19 protein-coding genes are annotated in these 20448 nt (G+C 63.9%); 5 read left to right on the forward strand and 14 right to left on the reverse strand.

Annotated elements, in window-relative coordinates:
- Window positions 1-36: 36 nt before the first annotated feature.
- The 4 genes from iolE to FJ867_RS25565 form a co-directional block, all read right to left on the reverse strand.
- Window positions 37-954 (reverse strand): myo-inosose-2 dehydratase, encoded by a 918-nt coding sequence (iolE, locus tag FJ867_RS25550; RefSeq protein WP_140818899.1) that lies wholly within the window; start codon window positions 952-954, stop codon window positions 37-39.
- 145 nt (window positions 955-1099) lie between these two features.
- Window positions 1100-2950, reverse strand: coding sequence for a 3D-(3,5/4)-trihydroxycyclohexane-1,2-dione acylhydrolase (decyclizing) (gene iolD, locus FJ867_RS25555; RefSeq protein WP_140818901.1), 1851 nt, complete (start codon window positions 2948-2950; stop codon window positions 1100-1102).
- Window positions 2951-2984: 34 nt separating this feature from the next.
- A complete protein-coding gene (iolC, locus tag FJ867_RS25560; RefSeq protein WP_140818903.1) occupies window positions 2985-4919 on the reverse strand; it encodes a 5-dehydro-2-deoxygluconokinase in 1935 nt (644 codons plus the stop codon).
- 141 nt (window positions 4920-5060) lie between these two features.
- Window positions 5061-5906 (reverse strand): MurR/RpiR family transcriptional regulator, encoded by an 846-nt coding sequence (locus FJ867_RS25565; protein WP_181165350.1) that lies wholly within the window; start codon window positions 5904-5906, stop codon window positions 5061-5063.
- 155 nt (window positions 5907-6061) lie between these two features.
- On the opposite strand from FJ867_RS25565, the gene FJ867_RS25570 reads away from it, so the two are divergent.
- Window positions 6062-7171 carry a Gfo/Idh/MocA family oxidoreductase gene (locus tag FJ867_RS25570; RefSeq protein WP_140818905.1) on the forward strand — a complete coding sequence of 370 codons (1110 nt, stop codon included), beginning with the start codon at window positions 6062-6064 and terminating at the stop codon, window positions 7169-7171.
- A 20-nt stretch (window positions 7172-7191) separates the two neighbouring features.
- Here the strand turns inward: FJ867_RS25570 and FJ867_RS25575 are convergent, their stop codons facing one another.
- Window positions 7192-7890, reverse strand: a complete 699-nt coding sequence (locus tag FJ867_RS25575) for a YafY family protein (protein WP_140563551.1) — start codon at window positions 7888-7890, stop codon at window positions 7192-7194.
- Window positions 7891-8019: 129 nt separating this feature from the next.
- Here FJ867_RS25575 and FJ867_RS25580 point away from each other — a divergent pair, with 129 nt between their 5' ends.
- Window positions 8020-8655, forward strand: a complete 636-nt coding sequence (locus FJ867_RS25580) for a LysE family translocator (RefSeq protein ID WP_140818907.1) — start codon at window positions 8020-8022, stop codon at window positions 8653-8655.
- A 43-nt stretch (window positions 8656-8698) separates the two neighbouring features.
- Here the strand turns inward: FJ867_RS25580 and FJ867_RS25585 are convergent, their stop codons facing one another.
- The 9 genes from FJ867_RS25585 to FJ867_RS25630 all read right to left on the reverse strand — a co-directional run bounded on the left by FJ867_RS25585 (window position 8699) and on the right by FJ867_RS25630 (window position 17561).
- Window positions 8699-9196, reverse strand: a complete 498-nt coding sequence (locus FJ867_RS25585) for an SRPBCC family protein (RefSeq protein WP_140818908.1) — start codon at window positions 9194-9196, stop codon at window positions 8699-8701.
- Complete coding sequence (locus tag FJ867_RS25590; RefSeq protein ID WP_140563547.1) at window positions 9174-9539, reverse strand: metalloregulator ArsR/SmtB family transcription factor; 366 nt, start codon at window positions 9537-9539, stop codon at window positions 9174-9176. The genes FJ867_RS25585 and FJ867_RS25590 overlap by 23 nt, the downstream gene beginning before the upstream one ends.
- 220 nt (window positions 9540-9759) lie before the next feature.
- Complete coding sequence (locus FJ867_RS25595) at window positions 9760-10851, reverse strand: 3-deoxy-7-phosphoheptulonate synthase (RefSeq protein WP_140818910.1); 1092 nt, start codon at window positions 10849-10851, stop codon at window positions 9760-9762.
- Window positions 10852-11306: 455 nt separating this feature from the next.
- Entirely contained in the window at window positions 11307-12101 is a 795-nt protein-coding gene (locus FJ867_RS25605) for an SDR family oxidoreductase (protein WP_140658388.1), read from the reverse strand.
- Window positions 12102-12126: 25 nt separating this feature from the next.
- Window positions 12127-13122, reverse strand: a complete 996-nt coding sequence (gene iolG / locus FJ867_RS25610) for an inositol 2-dehydrogenase (protein WP_140524129.1) — start codon at window positions 13120-13122, stop codon at window positions 12127-12129.
- 116 nt (window positions 13123-13238) lie between these two features.
- Window positions 13239-14006 (reverse strand): ATP-binding cassette domain-containing protein, encoded by a 768-nt coding sequence (locus tag FJ867_RS25615; protein ID WP_140491237.1) that lies wholly within the window; start codon window positions 14004-14006, stop codon window positions 13239-13241.
- Between the two features lie 2 nt (window positions 14007-14008).
- Window positions 14009-15085 carry an ABC transporter permease gene (locus FJ867_RS25620; RefSeq protein WP_140491235.1) on the reverse strand — a complete coding sequence of 359 codons (1077 nt, stop codon included), beginning with the start codon at window positions 15083-15085 and terminating at the stop codon, window positions 14009-14011.
- Window positions 15086-15193: 108 nt separating this feature from the next.
- Entirely contained in the window at window positions 15194-16135 is a 942-nt protein-coding gene (locus FJ867_RS25625; protein ID WP_140491233.1) for a sugar ABC transporter substrate-binding protein, read from the reverse strand.
- A 394-nt stretch (window positions 16136-16529) separates the two neighbouring features.
- Window positions 16530-17561, reverse strand: coding sequence for a LacI family DNA-binding transcriptional regulator (locus FJ867_RS25630; RefSeq protein ID WP_140818914.1), 1032 nt, complete (start codon window positions 17559-17561; stop codon window positions 16530-16532).
- A 166-nt stretch (window positions 17562-17727) separates the two neighbouring features.
- On the opposite strand from FJ867_RS25630, the gene FJ867_RS25635 reads away from it, so the two are divergent.
- The 3 genes from FJ867_RS25635 to FJ867_RS25645 are packed head-to-tail and all read left to right on the forward strand — an operon-like array spanning window position 17728 to window position 20420.
- The gene (locus FJ867_RS25635; protein WP_140491229.1) at window positions 17728-18825 is read left to right on the forward strand and encodes a fatty acid desaturase family protein; all 1098 of its coding nucleotides are present in this window, start codon (window positions 17728-17730) and stop codon (window positions 18823-18825) included.
- Between the two features lie 45 nt (window positions 18826-18870).
- Window positions 18871-19185, forward strand: coding sequence for a MocE family 2Fe-2S type ferredoxin (locus FJ867_RS25640; RefSeq protein WP_140524123.1), 315 nt, complete (start codon window positions 18871-18873; stop codon window positions 19183-19185).
- Window positions 19182-20420 (forward strand): FAD-dependent oxidoreductase, encoded by a 1239-nt coding sequence (locus FJ867_RS25645; protein WP_181168446.1) that lies wholly within the window; start codon window positions 19182-19184, stop codon window positions 20418-20420. Before FJ867_RS25640 ends, FJ867_RS25645 begins: the two co-directional genes overlap by 4 nt.
- The last annotated feature ends 28 nt before the right edge of the window (window positions 20421-20448 follow it).

The following is a 20448-nucleotide window of genomic DNA, read 5'->3' on the forward strand; positions in this document are numbered from 1 at the left end:
GCAACCTACAGCAAGCCCGGCCTGGCGAGAACCCGATCAGACATCGGGGAAGCCCTGCGTCTCGACCGTATAGCCGGCCGCCGTCATCACCCGCATCAACTCCTTGTGGCCCACCTGCGCCATCTTGAGCGGCGGGTTCTTCTTCGGGTCCTGTTCGGCCTCGACCACGAACCAGCCTTCATAGCCGTGGTCGGCGAAACGCTGCACGATGGCGCCGAAATCCAGCGAGCCGTCGCCCGGCACGGTGAAGGCGCCAAGCGCCACCGCGTCGAGGAAGGACTGCTTCGTGCGGTCGAGCTTCTCGATCACGCCCATGCGTACATCCTTCACATGCACATGGCTGATGCGCTTGTGGTGATTGTCGATGGCGCGCAGCACATCGCCGCCGGCAAAGGCCAGATGTCCAGCGTCAAGCAGCAGCGGAATGCCCGCTCCGGAATGGCGCATGAAGGCGTCGAGCTCCGCCTCGGTCTCGACCACCGCCGCCATATGGTGATGATAGGAAAGCGGCATGCCTTGCTCGGCGCACCATTCGCCGAATTCGGTCAGGCGCCTGGCATAGGCCTTCATCTCGTCGCCCGAGAGTTTCGGCTTGGTGGCGAGCGGCTTCGAGCGGTCGCCCTGGATCGAACGGCCAACCTCGCCATAGACGATGCAAGGCGCGTTGACCGCCTTGAACAGGTCGATCATCGGCTGGATGCGATCCTTGTTCTTGCTCATCTCCTCGTCGACCAGCGTGCCCGAGAACCAGCCGCCGCACAGTGTGACGTCAGCCGCCTTCAGGATCGGCAGCATCACCTTGGGGTCCTTGGGAAAGCGCCGTCCCATCTCCATGCCGGTGAAGCCGGCCGAACGCGACTGGCGTAGGCACTCCTCCAACGACACGTCGTCGCTGAGTTCCGCAAGATCGTCGTTCCACCACGCGATGGGGGACATGCCCAGTTTGGCTTTCAAGTCGTCACTCCGGTTCTTGTTCACCCTCCCCCTTGTGGGGAGGGTCGCTGCGAAGCAGCGGGGTGGGGGTGCGGCGCCAGACCCCACCCGGACCTTCGGTCCGACCTCCCCACAAGGGGGAGGTAGGGGGTGGGCAGCGCCGAGATCAATCGCCGACGCTCTGCATCCGCCGCTTCTCGTCATAGACCTTGCGCGCCGCGTTCACTTGGCTGCGCTCGGAGACTTCCGGCACCGCCACGTCCCACCAGTGGCCGCCGGCATCGGTGGAGACCAGCGGATCGGTGTCGATGACCAGTACCGTGGTGCGGTCGTTGCCTTTCGCCTGAGCCAGCGCCGTCTCCAGCCCTGCGATCGACGAGACCTTCTCGGCGATCGCCCCCATGCTCGCGGCGTGCGCGGCAAAGTCGACGTCGGGCAGCACCTCGTGGCGCGCATCCTTCAGGAGATTGTTGAAGTTGGCGCCGCCGGTCGCCATCTGCAGCCGGTTGATGCAGCCAAAACCCCTGTTGTCGAGCAGCACGATGGTCAGCTTCAGGCCAAGCATCACCGAGGTGGCGATCTCGGAATTGAGCATCAGGTAGGAGCCGTCGCCGATCATGACGACGACCTCTTCCCCGGGCTTGGCCATCTTGGTGCCGAGCCCGCCGGCAATCTCGTAACCCATGGTCGAGAAGCCGTATTCGGCATGATACGAGCCGGGCGCGCCGGCCTGCCAAAGCTTGTGCAATTCGCCCGGCAGCCCGCCGGCGGCGTTGAGCAGCGTCACGCCGGAGCCCATGGCGCGTTGCACGGCGCCGATCACCTGCGCGTCGGAAGGGTAGGCGGCATTGGTCGACGCGGTCACCTTGGCGGCTTCGGCCTGCCATTCCTTCTTGCCGGCTGCCGCATTGTCGGTCCAGGCGGATGGCGCCTTCCAACCCTTCAGCGCGGCACCGAGTTCGGCCAAGCCTTCGGCCGCGTCGGCGACCAGCGGCGATGCCCGATGCTTGCCGGCATCGAAAGGCTGCACATTCAAGCCGATGATGGTCTTGCCCGAATTCTTGAACAGCGCCCAGGAGCCGGTGGTGAAATCCTGCAGGCGCGTGCCGATGGCGAGCACGACATCGGCCTCTTCCGCCAGCCGGTTGGCGGCCGACGTGCCGGTGACGCCGATCGCCGCCATGTTGAGCGGATGATCGTCCGGCAGCGAGGATTTGCCGCCCTGCGTTTCGCAGACCGGAATGCCGGCGCCTTCAACGAATTTCGCCAGTTCGTCCGAGGCCCGAGAATAGAGCACGCCGCCGCCGGCGATCACCAGCGGCTTGCTTGCGCTCTTCAGCGCTGCAACCGCAGCCGCCAATTCAGCCCGATCCGGGCGCGGCCGGCGCTGGCGCCAGACCCGTTCGGCAAAGAAGCTCTCGGGATAGTCATAGGCCTCGGCCTGCACGTCCTGGCAGAGCGACAAGGTCACCGGCCCGCATTCGGCCGGGTCGGTCAGCACGGCCATGGCGCGGTTGAGCGCCGGGATGATCTGCTCCGGCCGCGTGATGCGGTCGAAATAGCGCGACACCGGACGAAAACAGTCATTGACCGTCGCCGTGCCGTCGGAAAAATCCTCGGCCTGCTGCAGCACCGGGTCGGGAATGCGGTTGGCGAAGACGTCGCCCGGCAGAAACAGGACAGGCAACCTGTTTACATGCGCAAGTGCCGCCGCCGTCACCATGTTGAGCGCGCCGGGTCCGATCGAGGAGGTGGCGGCCATGAAGCGGCGGCGGAAATTGGCCTTGCCATAGGCGATCGCCGCATGCGCCATCGCCTGTTCGTTGTGGGCGCGGAAGGTCGGCAGTTCGTCGCGCACCTGGTAGAGCGCCTCGCCGATGCCGGCAACATTGCCGTGGCCGAAGATGGCCCAGACGCCGCCGAAGATCGGTACCTTTGCGCCGTCGATCTCGGCCTTCTGTTTGCTCAGGAAACGGGTCAGCGCCTGCGCCATCGTCAGGCGGATTGTCTTGCTCATTGGTTTCCTCCGCAGTCCCTGTGCCCGTGCCTTCTTATGCTGCTTTACGGCCGCGCGCGGCAAGCCATGCCTCGGTCAGCTGCTCGAAGCGCGATGCCATGTCGGCAACCGCTTCGTCGTCCGACATCCTGCCGGAAAGCCATTGTTCGGCGGCGTTGATGAAGATGGTGCGGCCGACCGCGAAACCCTTCACGATAGGCGCCTTGGCCGTCGCTGCGAAGGCGGCCTCCAACTCGTCCTGCGGCGCCTCCAGGCCGAGCAGCACGACTCCGCGGCACCAGGGGTCGTTCTTCAGGATCACGGCCTCGATCTTCGTCCACGCGCCTGCGGATGCCTGCGGTTCGAGCTTCCACCAATCCGGCTTGATGCCGAGCGCATAGAGTTCCTCAAGCGCACGCGGGATGGTCGTGTCGTCGAGCTTGCCGTGCTTGCCGGCGATGATCTCGATGAGAAGCTCCCTGCCCACTTTCCGCGCGGCCTCGAACAGTGCGCGCAATTTCTGCTGCTGTTCCTCCTTCAAGCCCGGCGGATCGTCGGGATGATAGAAGCAAAGGCATTTGATGCAGTGGTCGACCGGCCATTCGGTGAGCTGCGAACCGATGTCCTGCGAGAATTCGAAGCGCAGCGGCCGCGAGCCCGGCAGCTCCACCGGCCGCCCGAGCCAGGCAAAGGAATGCCTGGCGAATTCGAACATCGCCTCGCGGCCATGCCTCTCGTCGAGCAACATGCCGTATCCGTCGCGCCCGGCGGCGACCTTGGCCGCCGCTTTCACCGTCAGCACCTTGAAATCCTCGATGCGCGACGCGTCAGCGCCAGTCTTGGCCGCCACGTGCTCGAGCTGCACCCGGTGGTCGCAGGCGAATGCCATCAGCGAGGGAATGTCGTGCCGGCGCGTCGTTGCCCAATGGATGTGGTTGATCGCCTCGTCCTTGCGCAACGCCAGATGCCTGCTGCCGAGTTTGAGGAAGAACTGCAATTCCTCGAAGGTCGGATATTCCGGCGCACACAACAGCCGCGACACGGCGAAGGCGCCGCAGGCATTGGCCCAGGTCGCCGCCGTGGCAAGGCTTTCGCCGCCGAGCCAGCCGCGCAGGAAGCCCGACATGAAGGCATCGCCGGCGCCAAGCACGTTGTAGATCTCGATCGGAAAACCCTTGCCGACCACGCCGTCCTCGAGATCGTCGCTGATCGGCCCGTCATAGACGATGCAGCCCATGGCGCCGCGCTTCAAGACGATGGTGGCCGAGGACAGCGAACGGATCGTCTTTAGCGCGCTCAGGCAGTCGTCCGCGCCCGAGGCGATCATGATCTCTTCCTCGGTACCCACGACGAGGTCGCAATCGGGCAGCACCGTCTTCAACTGCGCCGAGACGCGGTCGGACTTGACGTAGCGCTCAAAACCTTCGGCGTGGCCGGCCAGGCCCCAGAGGTTCGGCCGGTAGTCTATGTCGAACACGACCTTGCCGCCCTTGGCCTTCATGATGCGGATCGCCTTACGCTGGGCTGCATCGCTGTGGGGCCGTGAAAAATGCGTGCCGGTGACGACGACCGCGCGAGCCGAGGAAATAAACGCCTCGTCGATATCCTCCTCGGCCAGCGCCATGTCGGCGCAGTCGGAGCGGTAGAAGATCATCGGCGAAACGCCTTCGCTCTCGACCGAAAGCAGCACCAGTGCGGTCAATCGCTCCTTGTCGGTCTTCAGCCCGTCGGTGTTGACGCCTTCGCGCTTCAATTGTTCACGGATGAAGCGCCCCATCTGCTCGTCGCCGACCCGCGTCAGCAGCGCCGAACGCAGGCCGAGCCGCGCCGTGCCGACCGAGATATTGGCGGGGCAGCCGCCGACCGACTTGGCGAAGGAGGTGATGTCCTCCAGCCGCGAGCCGATCTGCTGGCCATAGAGGTCGACGGAAGCCCGGCCGATGGTGATGACGTCGAGCGCAGCGTATTTCGCGTCCACGGCTTCGCTCATTGGAACCTCCCGTCGGGCCTGTTATGTTGGGGTACACGCGCGAGCGGCAGCGTGGCGCCGAAAAATATGAAATAATAATTCCAATCCATAGTCAATATGGAATGAGCATTCCCCGATCTAAAATCGCCTTTTGCCTTCCACTCAGGCCTTGCGCCCTTTGCCGGGGTTGCGCCGCTTCTCGCCGACGCCAACGGTCAGCGCCATGGCCAGCGCCATCGTCGCCGATAGCGAGCGGAAGCCGGCAAAATCCGCCTCGGCAACCTCGAACCAGACGCTGGCGAACTGAGCAAGCGGTGAAAACGAGCTGTCGGTGATGGCAATGATCGGCACGCCCTGTTCCGAAATCGTGCGCGCCTCCTCGATCGTGGCCGGCGCATAGGGCGAGAAGGAAATGGCGACGACGGCATCCGCGGGCGTCGCAAAGCTGACCATCTCTGCGTTGAGGCCGGCGGCTGATTCGATCAGCTGGTTGCGGATCTTCAGCTTGCCAAGCGCATAGGCGATGTAGGACGCCACCGGATAGGAGCGCCGCTTGGCCAGCACATAGATGGTCTGTGCCTTGGCCAGCAGGGAAATCGCTTCTTCCAGATGCGCGTCGTCCAGCGTGCGCGAAATGTCGTTGAGCGAGGTGCTGGCGGCGGCGACGAAGCCGTCGAAGATCGCCCGGTGGCCGGCGCCGCCCTCGGCCTTGGCGCGCAGTGCCTGCAGCCGTTCGTCATAGGAGGAGTTGCGCTCGCGTAGCCGTTCGCGAAACACCTGCTGCAGGCTGGTGAAGCCGTCAAAGCCGAGCTGCTGGGCAAAGCGGATCAGCGTCGAGGGCTGCACGCCGGCCGAGGCGGCGATGCTGGCGGCGGTGCCGAAGGCGATATCGTCGGGATTGTCGAGCGCATAAGCGGCGATCTGGGCGATGCGCTTGGGCAGGCTTTCGCGCCGATCGAGGATTGTGGCGCGCAGCGTCTCGAAGTCGCGAGGTACCCGTTCGTCCATCGTCGGCCCGTCCAAGCTCATCGGTGAAGCGTCATCTCTGCCCCATCATAGCGAGGCTGCGCAAGAACACCATAAAAAATGAGGCAGACATTCCATTCCGAACAAAAATGGACTAGTTCATCCACGTAGCATCTATGGCGGTGGAGGAACGGAAAATGGTCGGCGTCGGTCTTATCGGCACGGGATTTATGGGCAAGTGCCACGCCATCGCGTGGAGTGCCGTCGGCGCCGTCTTTCCCGACATGACCAAACCGCGGCTTGTCCATCTCGGCGAGGTCAATGAGGATCTCGCCAGGCGCAAGGCCGGCGAGTTCGGTTTCGCCAGGGCGTCCGGTGACTGGCGCGCCGTCGTCAACGATCCCGAAGTGGACGTCGTCTCGCTCACCACGCCCAACCAGTTCCATCCGGAAATGGCCATCGCAGTTCTCGAGGCCGGCAAGCATTTGTGGTGCGAAAAGCCGATGGCGCCGAGCTTCGCCGAAGCCGAGGCGATGGCGGCCGCGGCGAAGAAATCCGGCAAGGTCGCGGCGCTCGGTTACAATTACATCCAGAGCCCGGCCATCCGCCACATCGGCGCGCTGCTGGACGAAAAGATCATCGGCGAGGTCAACCATCTGCGCATCGAAATGGACGAGGATTTCATGGCCGATCCCGAGGCGCTGTTCTTCTGGAAGCACGAAGCATCTTCCGGCTATGGCGCGCTTGATGATTTCGCCGTGCATCCGCTGTCGCTGGTGTCGGCCCTGTTCGGCCGCGTCGCCAGCGTCATCTGCGACATGGCCAAGCCCTATGCCGACCGCAAGCTAGCCGCCGGCGGCCGCCGCGCGGTCGAGACCTACGAAATCGCCAGCGTGTTGATGCATCTGGAGAACGGCATCGCCGGTACGCTTCTGGTCAACCGCTCGGCCTGGGGCCGCAAGGGCCGCATCGCCGTCCAGATATTCGGCTCCAAGGGCTCGATCCTGTTCGACCAGGAGCGGATGAACGAGTTCCAGCTCTACCTCACATCGGATCGCCCGACCGAACAGGGCTATCGCACCATCCTCGTGTCGCCACAGCACAAGCCCTACGATCTGTTCGTGCCCGCGCCCGGGCATAGTCTTGGCTTCAATGATCTCAAGATCATCGAATGCCATGAACTGCTGACCCGGCTCGCCGGCAGACCGGCGCGGCTCATCGAATTCGACGAAGGTCTGGAGATCGAGCGCACCGTGCATGCGATGGCGCGATCGTTCGAGGAGAAGCGCTGGGTGGATGTAAGGTAAGGTTCGCTCCGCTGGTCGGTTTAGCCGACGGCCGCTGCGTTGACTTCCCACCCATTGACCCAGATCTGCCGCAACCGATCGCCTTCGCCCTTGAAGCGCAGTCCCGTCGGCTGGCAATCCTCGATGCGGTCGCTGCGGAAATTGCGGATCGCCTGGCGCAGCTCGCACCAGGCGACGATGTTGGCGGTCTCGGCGTAATAGATCAGCGCGATCGGGCGGATGAGGCGCTCGGAAGCGCGGCCAAGCTCGTCGCGATAGGAGAGGTCGAGCTTCTCCTCGTCGCGTATGGCGCGGCGCACCAGCGCCAGGTCGATCGCACCTGCAGAGGGCGCGGCGAATCCCCACGCATGCAGCGCATTGGCGTCGAGCGTCTGGCGCAAAGGCGGCGGTACCGCGCCGGCGATCTTGGCGCCGACGCGCTTGGCTGCCTGCTTGAGCTCGTCGTCGCCCGTGCGCTCCAGCAGCGCCAGTGACAGCACGATCGCCTCCATCTCCTCGATCGAAAACATCAGAGGCGGCAAGTCGAAGCCGGGGCGCAGGATATAGCCGATGCCCCTCCCGCCCTCGATCGGCACGCGCATGGCCTGAAGCGCTGCGATGTCGCGATAGATCGAGCGTATCGTCACCTCCAGCTGCGCGGCTATCATTGCCGCCGTCACCGGCTGCCGCGCCAGCCGCAGGATCTGGATGATCTCGAACAGGCGCGACGCCTTGCGCATTTTTCTCACCCGTTGCCGATCACAACTGACACATCATCGTCAGTTGGTTCGGCCTATAGGATCGTCTATCGGATTGAAAATCAACAGGTTCCGCTGCGGCTGGGCCGAGCGAGGCGACAGGCTACTGACATGAGCTATGTTGAAAATCTCTGGCTGTTCTTTATCCTGCTGTTCGGCATCATCGCCGTTCCGGGCATGGACATGCTGTTCGTGCTGGCCAATGCGCTGACGGGCGGGCGCGACAGGGGCCTTGCCGCGACCGGCGGCATCATGGTCGGCGGCATGGTGCACACGCTGAACGGCGCGATCGGCGTCGGCCTGCTGATGCATTTTTTGCCGATCCTGTTCAAGCCGCTGTTGATTGCAGGCGCCGCCTACATGGCCTTCATCGGCATCACGCTGATGCGCAGCTCCATCACTGTCGGTCGCGACGGGCCCGCCGGCAGCCGCTCGGCATGGAAGGCGTTTCGCCAAGGCCTTGTGACCTGCCTGATCAACCCAAAGGCCTACCTGTTCGTCCTTGCCGTCTATCCGCAGTTCCTGAAAACGGACTACGGCCCGATCTGGATGCAGGCGACGGTGATGGGCCTGCTGACCGTGCTGACGCAGGCCGCGATCTATGGCGGGCTCGCAATATCGGCTGGCCGCAGCCGCAAGCTGCTGATCGTTAATCCGCGAGCGACCATCCTTGCCGGCCGGGCGGCCGGGCTGCTGCTCTTCGCGGTGTCCGTGTTCACCGCATGGGAAGGGCTGAGGGCGGCGTAATGCCGGGCTAGACCGGACCGCCGCCCTTCTGGCGCCGGCCGGATCAGGCGGCGCCCTGCAGCGTGGCGAGAAGCTCGTCCAACTGCTCGAATTGCTCGGACATCGCATCCGCCGCCCCGGCGCCGGCGTCGAGGGCTTCCTTCGAGGGATAGAGCTCGCGCATGACTAGCAGCGTCTTGCCGCCTTTTTCCTCGAAGGTCACCGTGGTGACGGGTCCACCCTCACCCCCTTCGTCATTGGTCCAGACGAGGCGCGAGTGCGGTGTCACTTCGAGATACCTGCCGAAGAACTCGGCAGGGTTCGAGCCGTGATGCCCGAACACCAAACGGTACCCGCCTCCCACACGAACATCCATCTCGCAGGAACGCAGGAACATGCCCATCGACTTCGGCACCCACCACTGCTTGAACAGCTCAGGCTTGGTCCACGCCTCGAACACGATGCGCGCAGGCGCGTCGAAGCTTCGCGTAACGACCAACTCCCGGTCGGACCTCCGTTCCACCGTCGTGCGTTTGGCCTCACTCGCTCTTCCTGCGTCCATCGACTTCCTCCTTGCGTTTCAATTCCTCGATAACCTTGTCCAGCTCGTCGAAGCGTGCGGCCCAGAGCTGGCGGTATCTCTCGATCCATGCGGTCTCCTCCTCCAGGCGGCGTAAGCCCAGCTTGCAGGTCCGCACGCGCCCGACCTTCCGAGTCGTGACGAGTCCCGCCTGCTCCAGGACGCCGACATGCTTCTTCATGCCCGTGAGGGTCATGTGGAATTTCTGGGCCAAGTCCGTGATCGAAGCGTCCGCACGGCCGAGCTGCTCCAGAACGCCGCGCCGGGTGGCATCCGAAAGCGCGGCGAACGAGGCATCCAGGCGGGTCGCGGAATACTGAACCATTTGGTTCAGTATGTAACACGCGGGTCGGAGGCGTGCAAGGGAGGTGGAGCGCTGCGGGCCCTAGAGCAATTCCAAGAAAAGTGCGTGCGGTTTTCTGTCCGGAATTGCGTCAAAACAAAGAGTTAGAGCGGTTCGCCGTTTCCATGAAACGGTGAACTGCTCTAAGGGCGGCGTGGTCCTGGGCTGAAACCGGAAACGCCGCCCTTATGCTCCAACCGGATCAGGCGGCGCCCTGCCGGCTCTCCACCAAGGCGCGGCGCGCCGACCGGCGCCATTCCACGGCGCCGGCAAGGCCGTGCAGCACCGTCTCCGTGGCCGCCCAGTCGATGCAGCCATCGGTGATGCTCTGGCCGTAGACGAGCTGCTTGCCCGGCACGACATCCTGCCGGCCGGCGACGAGATTGCTCTCGATCATGACGCCGATAATGCGCTCGTCCCCCGCCGCGACCTGTCCCGCCACGTCAGCCGCGACCTTGGGCTGGATCTCCGGCTTCTTGGCTGAGTTGGCATGGCTGACATCGATCATCAGGCGGGGCGCGGTACCGATGCGGGCGAGTTCGACCGATGCGGCCTCGACGCTTGCCGCATCGTAGTTGGGCTGAATGCCGCCACGCAGGATGACATGGCAATCCTCGTTTCCAGTCGTTGCCGCGATGGCGCTGCGTCCGCCCTTGGTCACCGCCATGAAATGATGCGGCTGCGCGGCCGACTTCACCGCCTCGGCGGCGATCCTGAGATTGCCGTCGGTGCCGTTCTTGAAGCCGACCGGACAGGACAGGCCCGAGGCCAGCTCGCGATGGATCTGGCTCTCGGTCGTGCGCGCGCCGATCGCGCCCCAGGCGACGAGGTCGGCGATGTATTGCGGCGTCGTCATGTCGAGGAATTCGGTCGCCGCCGGCAGGCCCAGATTGTTGACGGCCGACAGCACATTGCGGGCCATCCGCAGCCCCTTGTCGATGTTGAAACTGCCGTCGAGGTCGGGGTCGTTGATCAGGCCCTTCCAGCCGACCGTCGTGCGCGGCTTTTCGAAATAGACCCGCATCACGATCTCGAGCCGGTCGGACAGAGCTTCGCGCAGCGCCGCCAGACGGCTGGCATAGTCAACGGCCGCGACCGGGTCGTGGATCGAACAGGGGCCGACGATGACAACAAGTCGGTCGTCGGCCCCGGTCAGGATGGAGTGGATGGCGTTGCGCGAGGCGGCAACGGTGCGCGTCGCCGTGAGTGAGCGCGGTATCTCGCGCATCACCTCTTCCGGCGTGCTCAGCAGTCTCAGTTCCTTGACCCGAAGGTCGTCTGTGGTGGTCAACACGGCTTCTGCTCCTGGTTGGGAGACCTGCCGGCTGAAACAAAAAAGCCGCCAGGTCTGGCGGCTTGTCGGACTGTTTGCTGCAATCTTCAGATCGAGCGCAATCCTCCCGCCGCCAGCGAGCTGCTAAAGTACCAATAGGTGGCGGTCAGGTGGATCATGCGGCTCATATAGTCGAAGCGGCGGCGTTTGTCACGTACCCTGGTAGCAAGCAATTTCAGGTGAGGGCCGAGCCTTTGCGATTTCGTCATTCTAGGGCGAAGCAGGAGCGAAGCTCCGTCGCGGAGACCCTGGGATCCATGCCGCAACCTAGATGGGAGAGTGCTGCGGTGCAGAATCTTGCGCCGTAGCGACGGCCCGGAAGTCGCGGCATGGATCCTCGGGTCTGCGCCGCGTCGCTGCGCTCCTTGCTCCGCCCGTGGATGACCACCTGGTTAACGGTTTCGCTTACGCGGCCGCTACTCCGGCGACGCCCCAGCGATGCTCTGGTCGTAGTCGACCAGCGAGCCGGTCATCACGCCGGACTGCGGGCTGACCATGTAGCTGATCAGCCGGGCAAGCTGGTCCGGCTTCACCAGCTGGCCCATCGGCTGCGCGGCCTCGGCCTTCTCGAGCCAGTCGTCGGGTGCATCGTGCCATTTCTTCTGCACGATGTCCTCGCCCTCGGTGTCCATCCAGCCGGGCAGCACGGCGTTGCAACGGATGCGGTTGAAGCGGTAGGCATTGGCGACATTCTTGGTCAGCGTCATCAGCGCGCCCTTGCTGGTCGAATAGGGCGTCAGGAACGACTGGCCGGTATGCGCCGACATCGACAGCACGTTGACGATCGATCCGGGGGCCTTTTTCTCAAGCAGATGCGCCACAACGCCCTGCATCAGGAAGAAGGGTCCTCGCACATTGGTGTCGAAGATGGTGTCGAACAGCTCCTCGCTAGTCTCCACCAACGAGCCGCGCGCGGATGTGGCGGCGGCGTTGACCAGGGCGTTGATGGTGCCGAAATGCGAAAGCGCGGTGGCGACGGCGCGCTTGCAGTCGGCCACCTTGGAGACATCGGCGCTGATGAAGATCGCGTCGACACCGGACTTCTTAAGGGTGGCGACCGCCTTGTCGCCCTTTTCCTGCGAGCGGCCGATCAGGGCCAGCGCCCGGCAGCCTTCGTCCGCCAATGCCTCGGCGACCGCGAAGCCTATGCCTTGTGCGCCGCCGGTGACGATGGCGCGCGTTTGTGAATTGCGATCGGCTGATGCGCTCATCGCTCTGCTCCTGTGCTTTAAGTCGTTACTTGTCGAGGCGGACGGTCTGGCCTGATGTCGCCGATTTCAGCGCCGCATCCGCCAGCCGAAGTGCGATGAGCCCGTCCGTCCCGCTCGGTGCTGCCTTCTTGCCCGACGTCGCGGCGGCGATGAAGGACGCAATCTCGATGGCATAGGCATCGAGATAGCGGGTCATGAAAAAGTCGTGCAGCGGCGGGCGCGTATAGCCCTTCTCATTGGCCAGTTCGATCGACACCGGCCGCTGGTTCTCGGCCGCGACCATGCCTTTCGAGCCATGCACCTCGATGCGCTGGTCGTAGCCATAGGTGGCGCGGCGGGAATTGGAGATGACGGCCTGCTTACCCGACGCGGTTTCGAGGATGACGCTGACCGAGTCGAAATCGCCGGCCTCGCCGATCTTCTTGTCGACCAGCACCGAGGCATGCGCGCTGACCGCCACCGGCTCTTCGCCGAGCAGGAAGCGCGCCATGTCGAAGTCGTGGATGGTCATGTCGCGAAAGATCCCGCCGGAGCGCGCGATGTAGTCGATCGGCGGTGCGCCCGGATCGCGCGACGTGATGGTCACCATCTCGACCACGCCGATGGCGCCGTCATCGATTGCCTTGCGCACCGCAGCGAAGTGCGGGTCGAAGCGCCTGTTGAAGCCGACCATCAGCGTCGCCTTGGCCTTCTCGACCACGGCCAGGCACTGCTCGACCCGCTTGACGTCGAGGTCGATCGGTTTCTCGCAGAAGATCGCCTTGCCGGCCTTGGCGAAGCGCTCGATCAGGTCGGCATGGGTGTCGGTCGGCGTGCAGATGACGACCGCGTCGATGTCCCCGGATTTCTCGATGGCATCGATGGTGCGCACCTCGGCGCCGTAGGCCGTGGCGAGTTCGCTCGCCGCCTTCTCGAAAGCGTCGGCAACGGCGACCAGTTTGGCCTGCGGATTGGAGCCGACGGCGCGGGCGTGGACCTTGCCGATGCGGCCGGCACCGAGGAGGGCGAAGCGGAGAGTCATGGAAATTTCCTCTGGGGATGGTTCGAAGCTGGCGGGGCGCCGGTCATGCGCGCAGGTGTTTTTCCGGTCAAGACAAGATCGACAGGGAGGCGATGACCGCCGCCTCCGCGCCCGGCCTAGGCCGCGAGTTCGGCCTCTCCGGTCTTGGCGCCGGTGATGTAGGAAACGATATCGTTTCCGTCGGTGTTCTCCTTGCGCAAATTGGCGACGATGCGGCCGCGCCGGAAGACGACGATGCGGTCGCAAAGGTCGAACACCTGGCGCATATTGTGGCTGATCAGGATCAGCGGCTCGCCATTGTCCTTCAGCGTGCGGATGATGTTCTCGACCTGCGCGGTCTCCTGCACGCCGAGTGCTGCCGTCGGCTCGTCCATGATGATCAGCTTGGAGGCGAAGGTCGCGGTTCTGGCGATCGCCACGCATTGCCGCTGGCCGCCCGACATATGGCGGATGGTGTTCGACAGGTTTGGGATTTTCACCGCCGTGCGCACCAGCGCCGCTTCGGTCGCCTTGCGCATTCCCCGGCGGTCCAGGATCGAAAACGGTCCCAGATTGAACAGCACTTTTTCTCGGCCAAGGAACAGGTTCGACGGCACGTCGAGGTCGTCGGCCAGCGCCAGGTTCTGGAACACGGTCTCGATGCCGGCCTCGCGCGCCTCGATAGGGCCCGAAAAATTGACTTGCTTGCCGTCGAACCAGATCTGGCCGCTGGTCGGTTGCTCGACGGCGGTGATCTGGCGCACGAAGGTCGACTTGCCGGCGCCATTGTCGCCCATGATGGCGACGTGTTCGCCCTTGCGCAGCTCGAAATTCGCGCCTTCCAGCGCCTGCACGCCGCCATAGCGCTTGGTCAGGTTTTCGGTCTTCAGGACGATGTCTGACATGGTCAAGCCCTCAATGCCCGCAGGCGTTGGCGCCACTGGTCGAGAACGACGGCGCCGACGATGATCACGCCCTTGACCATCTCCTGGTAGTAGGCGTCGAGGCGCAGGAAGGTGAAGCCGGAGATGATGACGCCGAAGATCAGCGCGCCGATCACCGTGCCGATGATCGAGCCGCGGCCGCCCGACAGCGATACGCCGCCGATGACCGCCATGGCGATGGCGTCGAGTTCGTACATCACGCCCATGCCGGCCTGGGCGGTGAGGTTCTTGGAAGACAGCACCACTGCGGCCAGCGACGCGAGTATGCCGGCGATGACGTAGACCAGGATCTTGTGGTTGGCGATCTTGATGCCGGACATGCGTGCGGCATCCTCGTTGGAGCCGATCGCGTAGCAATGCTTGCCGTATCGTGTGTAGGTCATGATCAGCTGGAACAGCACGGCCAGCGACAGGAAGATGATGACGGGCATCAGGCCCTTGCCGATGGCGGCGAAGCTCTCGGTCGGGAACGAGATGGGCTGCCCCTTGGACCACCATTTGGCGATGCCGCGCGCGGTCACCATCATGCCTAGCGTGGCGATGAAGGGCGGAATGCGCGTGTAGGCGATCAGGGCGCCGTTGACCAGGCCTGCCAGCAGCCCGCAGCCGATGGCGACCAGCACCGGCACGATCACCGGCAGGTCGGTCCAGCCCTGAGCCAGGAACATCGCCTTGGGATTGGGGTTGCCGTTGACCGTCGCCACCTGGGCGAAGCTCATGGCGATCATCGCCGTGGCGCCGACGATCGAGCCCGACGACAGGTCGATGCCGCCCGATATGATAACCTGCGTCACGCCGATGGCGATGATGCCGACGATCGACACTTGCAGGATGATGATCTGTAGCCGCGCCTCGTTGAAGAGGCCGCCGACATTGCTGCGGGTGTTGAACAGGAAGCTGTCGCCGAGAAAGACGCGGCCGATCAATTCGAAGATGACGACAAGAATGACGAGCGCCAGGAAGACGTTGAATTCCGCCGGCCATATGCGCTTCTTCGCATCATAGCTGACCCCGCCGACGCCATGAGATGTCTGTGCCACTCGTCTATCCTCCGTCAGCCGCGGTCGCTCCTGGCGCCATGAAAGCGCCGAGAGGAGGAGCGGCGCCCGGTCCTTTGAGCGCCGCCCCGAGGTGAACCGTTCCGCCGCTCAGTTCTTCTTCAGGAACTTGTCGATGTTGGCCGGCGTCACCAGTTGGAAGGGCACGTAGACCTTGTGTTCGACCTTCTCGCCCTTGGACAGTTTCAGTGCCGCGTCGAGCGCGCCGGCGCCCTGGCCAGCCGCGTCCTGGAACACGGTGGCGTCGAGGTCGCCTGCCTGCATGGCGGCGAGCGCGTCCTGGGTGGCGTCGACACCGCCGACGACAACCGTCTTCATGTCGACATTGGCGGCCTTCATTGCCTGGATGGCGCCGATGGCGCTTTCGTCATTGTTGGCGATGACGCCGTCGAACGGCTTGCCGGTCGACAGCCAGTTGGTCATCAGGTTCTGGGCCTCGTCGCGGTTCCAGTTCGACGTCTGCTTGTCGATGATCTTGATGAAGCTGCAATCCGGCGTCGCGATCACCTCCTCGATGTCCTTGGTGCGCTGCACGGCTGCCTGGTTGGAAAGCTCGCCCATGATCACATAGACATTGGCTTCCTTCTTGCCGGCTTCCTTGAACAGGCGGCAGACTTCCTTGGTTTCGAGCGTGCCGGAATCGGCTTCGTTCGAAGCGACGAAGGCCTGGTTGTCAGGCAGCGTGTCGACATTGACCGGTTCGCGGTTGACATAGACCAGCGGGATCTTGGCGGCGGCCGCGGCATCCGACATCGCCTGCGTGGCCGAGGTGTCGACCGGGTTGACGATGATGGCGTCGACCCCCGATGCGGCGAAGTTCTTGATCTGGTCGAGCTGTTTGGCGACGTCGTTCTGCGCGTCCTCGACCTGCAACTCCACCCCGCTCATTCCCTTGGCCTGCTCGATCATGCCGTTGCGCAGCACGGTCAGGAAATTGTCGTCGAACTTGGCCATCGACACGCCGATCTTGGCGGCCATGGCGGACGAACTCATCAGCGCCGCGAAAGCGACGCCCAAAATCATTTTCTTCATTGTATCTCTCCTCCACTTTGGGTGTCCGGTCGCACCGATCTATCCGGAATCCCCGATCTCCTCGGGGAATCTCTCCCTGATATCATTTCGTTCCAACGCGGTTCACCACTGGCTGGAACACCGAACTGCCTGCTCGAACCAGATGTTGTCGGAACGAAAGAACCAAAATGTACAGTCAGTGAAATATTTATTCCATTTCGGATCGGGGCGTCAAGGGAGATTCCGAATCCGGGCGTGCGATTTTCGGCTGCCTCTGATGGATTCTATCATTTCAGGCGGCCGGTTTGCGGCCGACCGGGCTGCCCGGGCGCTTTATCGTTTCATGGAAACGCTCTACCTCCCGTCCCGACGCGACCTGGACGGAAAACCGCTCCCGCGCTTTCCTGAAATGGCTTCAGATATTTTCCGGCAAATAAATATCGAAGGGGAGGAATGTCTGGCCCGGCGCATTGGCCGCGCCGGTTTCGATGGCATGCGCCATCCGATCGACGAGCTCGCGACAGAGCGCGGCAAGCGGCGTCGAGATCACCATCGTCAGGATGTTGTCGGCAAGCGCGGCGCGCGATTCGGCGTTGATCTCGTTGCAGACGACCACCGGCATGCTTGCGGGCTTCGCTGTCCGCAGCGCCGAGACGGCGCCCTCCATGCCGCCGCCGGCGACGTAGCAGCCGACAAGATCCGGATATCGCCCCAGAAGATCGATCGTCGCATCATGGGTCACCTGGTTGGCCTCCAGATTGACCAGCGTCTCCAGCACGTTGAAGTCCGGCGCATGCTCGCGAAAGAAGGAGCGGAAGCCGATCTCACGCAGCTCATGGCCGTGGAAGCGATGGCTGCCGACAAAAAGGGCGACCTGGCCGGGCTTCCTCGCAGCCTTCGAGATCATCCAGGCGGCGGTGCGGCCGACCTTGCGGTTGTCGAGCCCGACATAGCCTTCGCGGATGCCGGCGGCGAAGTCGGACAGCAGGGAGAAGACCGGCTGCCCCCTGGCCTTTAGCGCCTCCACGACCGCCGTCAGCGTCGGATGATCAGGGCCGACCACGGCGATCGCCCGCGATTTCGCCGCCAGCCTGCGCATCTGGGCGGCGATCTCATCCGGGGCCAGGGAACTGGCGAAATCGATGGTTGCGACGCCACGGAAGCGCTGCGATTGTGCGACCGCGAGTTCGAGTTCCCGCGCGAAATCGCCATAGAAAACGTCATTGCCCCGAAGCAGCAGGAAACCCAGCCGATACTCGGGCAATTCCTGGCGCATACGCTGCTTGATCAGGCCTGCGGCGTGATAGCCGATCTCGGTCGCGGCGTCATAGACGCGGCGCGCCGTTTCCTCGCGCACAGGCAGGCGGCTGTTGAGCACCCGGTCCACCGTGGCGACGCTGACGCCGGAGATGCGCGCCAGATCTGATATGGTCGGCCGTTTCGCCATGTCTGTCCTCATTTGACCGTGCATCTTTCCTACATCTTGATGATAGGAAATGATAGAAACTATCTTTATGATGTTGAGTCTATCATGAGCTGGCGTTATTTTCAGCCTCGAAGTCAGGAAATGTCGGGCATTCGCGTGGCGGATGCCCTTGCCGAGGGAGGCAACCATGCATGCTGCGCCGTCCCGGCGTGACTACAGCCTGATCGGCCGCGACGCCAGGCTGGCCGTCGAGACCGGCCTGTCGGCGGCCGAATGGTATCACACCGACATTCCCCGCAAGCAGATGAAGGAGCTGATGCAGCGCTCCGACGCGCCCGCGCTCCGCGACACGGCGATCTGGATCGCCGCGCTCATCGTCAGCGGCGCCGGCGGTGCCTGGTTCTGGGGCACCTGGTGGTGCGTGCCGTTCTTCTTCGCCTATGGCGTGCTCTACGGCTCGTCCACCGATTCCCGCTGGCACGAATGCGGCCATGGCACGGCCTTCCGCACGCAGTGGATGAATGATTGGGTCTATCAGGTCGCCTGCTTCATGATCATGCGCAACCCGGTGACCTGGCGCTGGAGCCACACGCGCCATCACACCGACACCATCATCGTCGGCCGCGATCCGGAAATCTCGGTCATGCGGCCGCCGGACCTGGTGCGCGCCATCCTCGGCTTTGTCGGCGTGCTCGACGCCTGGCATGCGATGTCAGACATGCTGCGCAACGCCGCCGGCAACATCAGCGCGGCCGAAAAGACCTTTATTCCCGAGCAGGAACAGCCGAAAGCGATCCGCATCGCCCGCATCTGGACCGCGATCTATGCCGCAACCATCGCGCTGGCGCTCTATACCGGCTCGTTCCTGCCCTTGATGCTGGTCGGCCTGCCCAGGCTCTATGGCGCCTGGCACCACGTCATGGTCGGCCTGCTGCAGCATGGCGGTCTTGCCGACAACGTCACCGACCATCGGCTGAACAGCCGCACCGTCTACATGAACCCGATCAGCCGTTTCATCTACTGGAACATGAACTACCACGTCGAGCATCATATGTTCCCGATGGTGCCCTACCATGCGCTGCCGAAGCTGCATGAACTGATCAAGCATGATTTGCCGGCGCCGACGCCCTCGATCCTGGCCGGCTATCGCGAGATGCTGCCTGTCTTCTGGCGCCAGTTGCGCAACGAGGATTATTTCCTCAAGCGCGAGCTGCCGCCAACGGCCAGGCCGTATCGCGAGGATCTGCACAACGACAATGCTGCCTTCAACGCCGCGGCGGAGTGATATCCGCCCGTGAGGCGCGATCGGGAAATTTCGCGGGAGAAATGTATGAGCGACTGGGTCGAGGCCTGTGCCGTGGGAGACATCGACGAAGAAGATGTGATGCGGTTCGATCACGGCGGCCGCAGCTACGCCATCTATCGCAGCCCCGATGACGAGTATTTCGCCACCGACGGCCTGTGTACGCACGAAAAGGTGCATCTCGCCGACGGGCTTGTCATGGACGACATCATCGAATGTCCCAAGCACAATGGCCGCTTCAACTACAAGACAGGCCAGGCCAAGGGCGCGCCGGCCTGCGTCAATCTCAGGACCTATCCGGTCAAGGTCGACGCCGGCAGCGTCCTCGTCCAGATCGGATGACCGGTATGACGCGCGGAATGGTCATCATCGGCGCCGGGGAATGCGGCGGCCGGGCAGCGCTTGCATTGCGTGACCTCGGCTATGAGGGACCGGTGACGCTGGTCGGCGACGAGCCGCATCTGCCCTATGAACGGCCGCCTCTGTCCAAGGACGCCATGGCCGGCGGCGCGCCCGAGATCAAGGCGATCGCCAGCGACGAGATCCTCGCCGAAAAGTCGATCCGGCATATCCATTCCATTCAGGCTGCAGCGATCGATCGCGCCGCGCATACTGTGCGCCTGTCGGACGGCTCGATGCTGCCCTACGACAAGCTGCTGCTAGCGACCGGCTCGACGCCCCGTAAACTGTCGATGCCTGGCCTTGACGGGCGCTGCGTCTACCTCCGCACCTTTGTCGATGCGCTGGCTATCCGCGCCCATCTCAAGGCGGGCAACCGCATTGCCGTCATCGGCGGCGGCTTCATCGGGCTCGAGCTCGCCGCGGTGGCCCGCAAGCTCGGTGCCGCGGTCACCGTCATCGAGGCGCAGCCGCGCATCCTGATGCGCGGCGTACCGGCCGAGATCGCCAAGGTCGTCCATGACACCCACGTCGCCGAAGGCGTCGACATAACGTGCGGCGAAGGCATTGCCTCGATCGCCGACGACGGCAGGCAGGCGCGCATCGTGCTTGCCGGCGGCCGCGAAATCCTCGCCGATCTCGCCATCATCGGCATCGGCGCCGTGCCGGTGACGGCTCTTGCCGCCGAAGCAGGACTGGCCATCGACAACGGCATATCAGTCGATGCCGAACTGTGCAGCACCGACGCCGACATCTTCGCTGCCGGCGACTGCTGTTCGTTCCCGCTTGCCATCTATGCTGGCCGCCGCGTACGGCTGGAGGCCTGGCGCAATGCGCAGGAGCAAGGCGCGCTGGCGGCAAAAAACATGCTCGGCGCCGCCGAGGCACATGCGGCGGTGCCGTGGTTCTGGTCGGATCAATATGGCCTGTCCCTGCAGATCGCGGGGCTTTCCGACGAAGGCCGCAGCACGGTGCGCCGCGATCTCGGCGAGGGCGCCTTCATTCTCTTTCACCTTGCCGAGGACGGCAGGCTGGTGGCCGCCAGCGGCATCGGGCCGGGCAATGCGGTCGCCCGTGACATCAGGCTGGCGGAAATGCTGATCGGCAAACGGGCGAGGCCCGCGCCGGAAGCGCTCGGTTCGCAGGCGGTGAAATTGAAATCGCTGCTGGCGGCGTAGGATGCAACGCCAATTGTCAGGGTCTGCG

The organism is Mesorhizobium sp. B2-5-3, assembly GCF_006441005.1.
Lineage (GTDB): Bacteria > Pseudomonadota > Alphaproteobacteria > Rhizobiales > Rhizobiaceae > Mesorhizobium.

Excerpts from the sequence above, each read along its gene's own strand:
- FJ867_RS25635 (WP_140491229.1), top strand. The coding sequence starts at position 17,728 with ATGCATGCTGCGCCGTCCCGGCGTGACTACAGCCTGATCGGCCGCGAC.
- FJ867_RS25645 (WP_181168446.1), top strand. The coding sequence starts at position 19,182 with ATGACCGGTATGACGCGCGGAATGGTCATCATCGGCGCCGGGGAATGC.
- FJ867_RS25590 (WP_140563547.1), bottom strand. The coding sequence starts at position 9,539 with ATGGTTCAGTATTCCGCGACCCGCCTGGATGCCTCGTTCGCCGCGCTT.
- FJ867_RS25570 (WP_140818905.1), top strand. The coding sequence starts at position 6,062 with ATGGTCGGCGTCGGTCTTATCGGCACGGGATTTATGGGCAAGTGCCAC.
- FJ867_RS25575 (WP_140563551.1), bottom strand. The coding sequence starts at position 7,890 with ATGCGCAAGGCGTCGCGCCTGTTCGAGATCATCCAGATCCTGCGGCTG.
- FJ867_RS25605 (WP_140658388.1), bottom strand. The coding sequence starts at position 12,101 with ATGAGCGCATCAGCCGATCGCAATTCACAAACGCGCGCCATCGTCACC.
- FJ867_RS25640 (WP_140524123.1), top strand. The coding sequence starts at position 18,871 with ATGAGCGACTGGGTCGAGGCCTGTGCCGTGGGAGACATCGACGAAGAA.
- FJ867_RS25580 (WP_140818907.1), top strand. The coding sequence starts at position 8,020 with ATGAGCTATGTTGAAAATCTCTGGCTGTTCTTTATCCTGCTGTTCGGC.
- FJ867_RS25565 (WP_181165350.1), bottom strand. The coding sequence starts at position 5,906 with ATGGACGAACGGGTACCTCGCGACTTCGAGACGCTGCGCGCCACAATC.
- FJ867_RS25625 (WP_140491233.1), bottom strand. The coding sequence starts at position 16,135 with ATGAAGAAAATGATTTTGGGCGTCGCTTTCGCGGCGCTGATGAGTTCG.
- iolC (WP_140818903.1), bottom strand. The coding sequence starts at position 4,919 with ATGAGCGAAGCCGTGGACGCGAAATACGCTGCGCTCGACGTCATCACC.
- iolG (WP_140524129.1), bottom strand. The coding sequence starts at position 13,122 with ATGACTCTCCGCTTCGCCCTCCTCGGTGCCGGCCGCATCGGCAAGGTC.
- FJ867_RS25630 (WP_140818914.1), bottom strand. The coding sequence starts at position 17,561 with ATGGCGAAACGGCCGACCATATCAGATCTGGCGCGCATCTCCGGCGTC.
- FJ867_RS25615 (WP_140491237.1), bottom strand. The coding sequence starts at position 14,006 with ATGTCAGACATCGTCCTGAAGACCGAAAACCTGACCAAGCGCTATGGC.
- FJ867_RS25585 (WP_140818908.1), bottom strand. The coding sequence starts at position 9,196 with ATGGACGCAGGAAGAGCGAGTGAGGCCAAACGCACGACGGTGGAACGG.
- iolD (WP_140818901.1), bottom strand. The coding sequence starts at position 2,950 with ATGAGCAAGACAATCCGCCTGACGATGGCGCAGGCGCTGACCCGTTTC.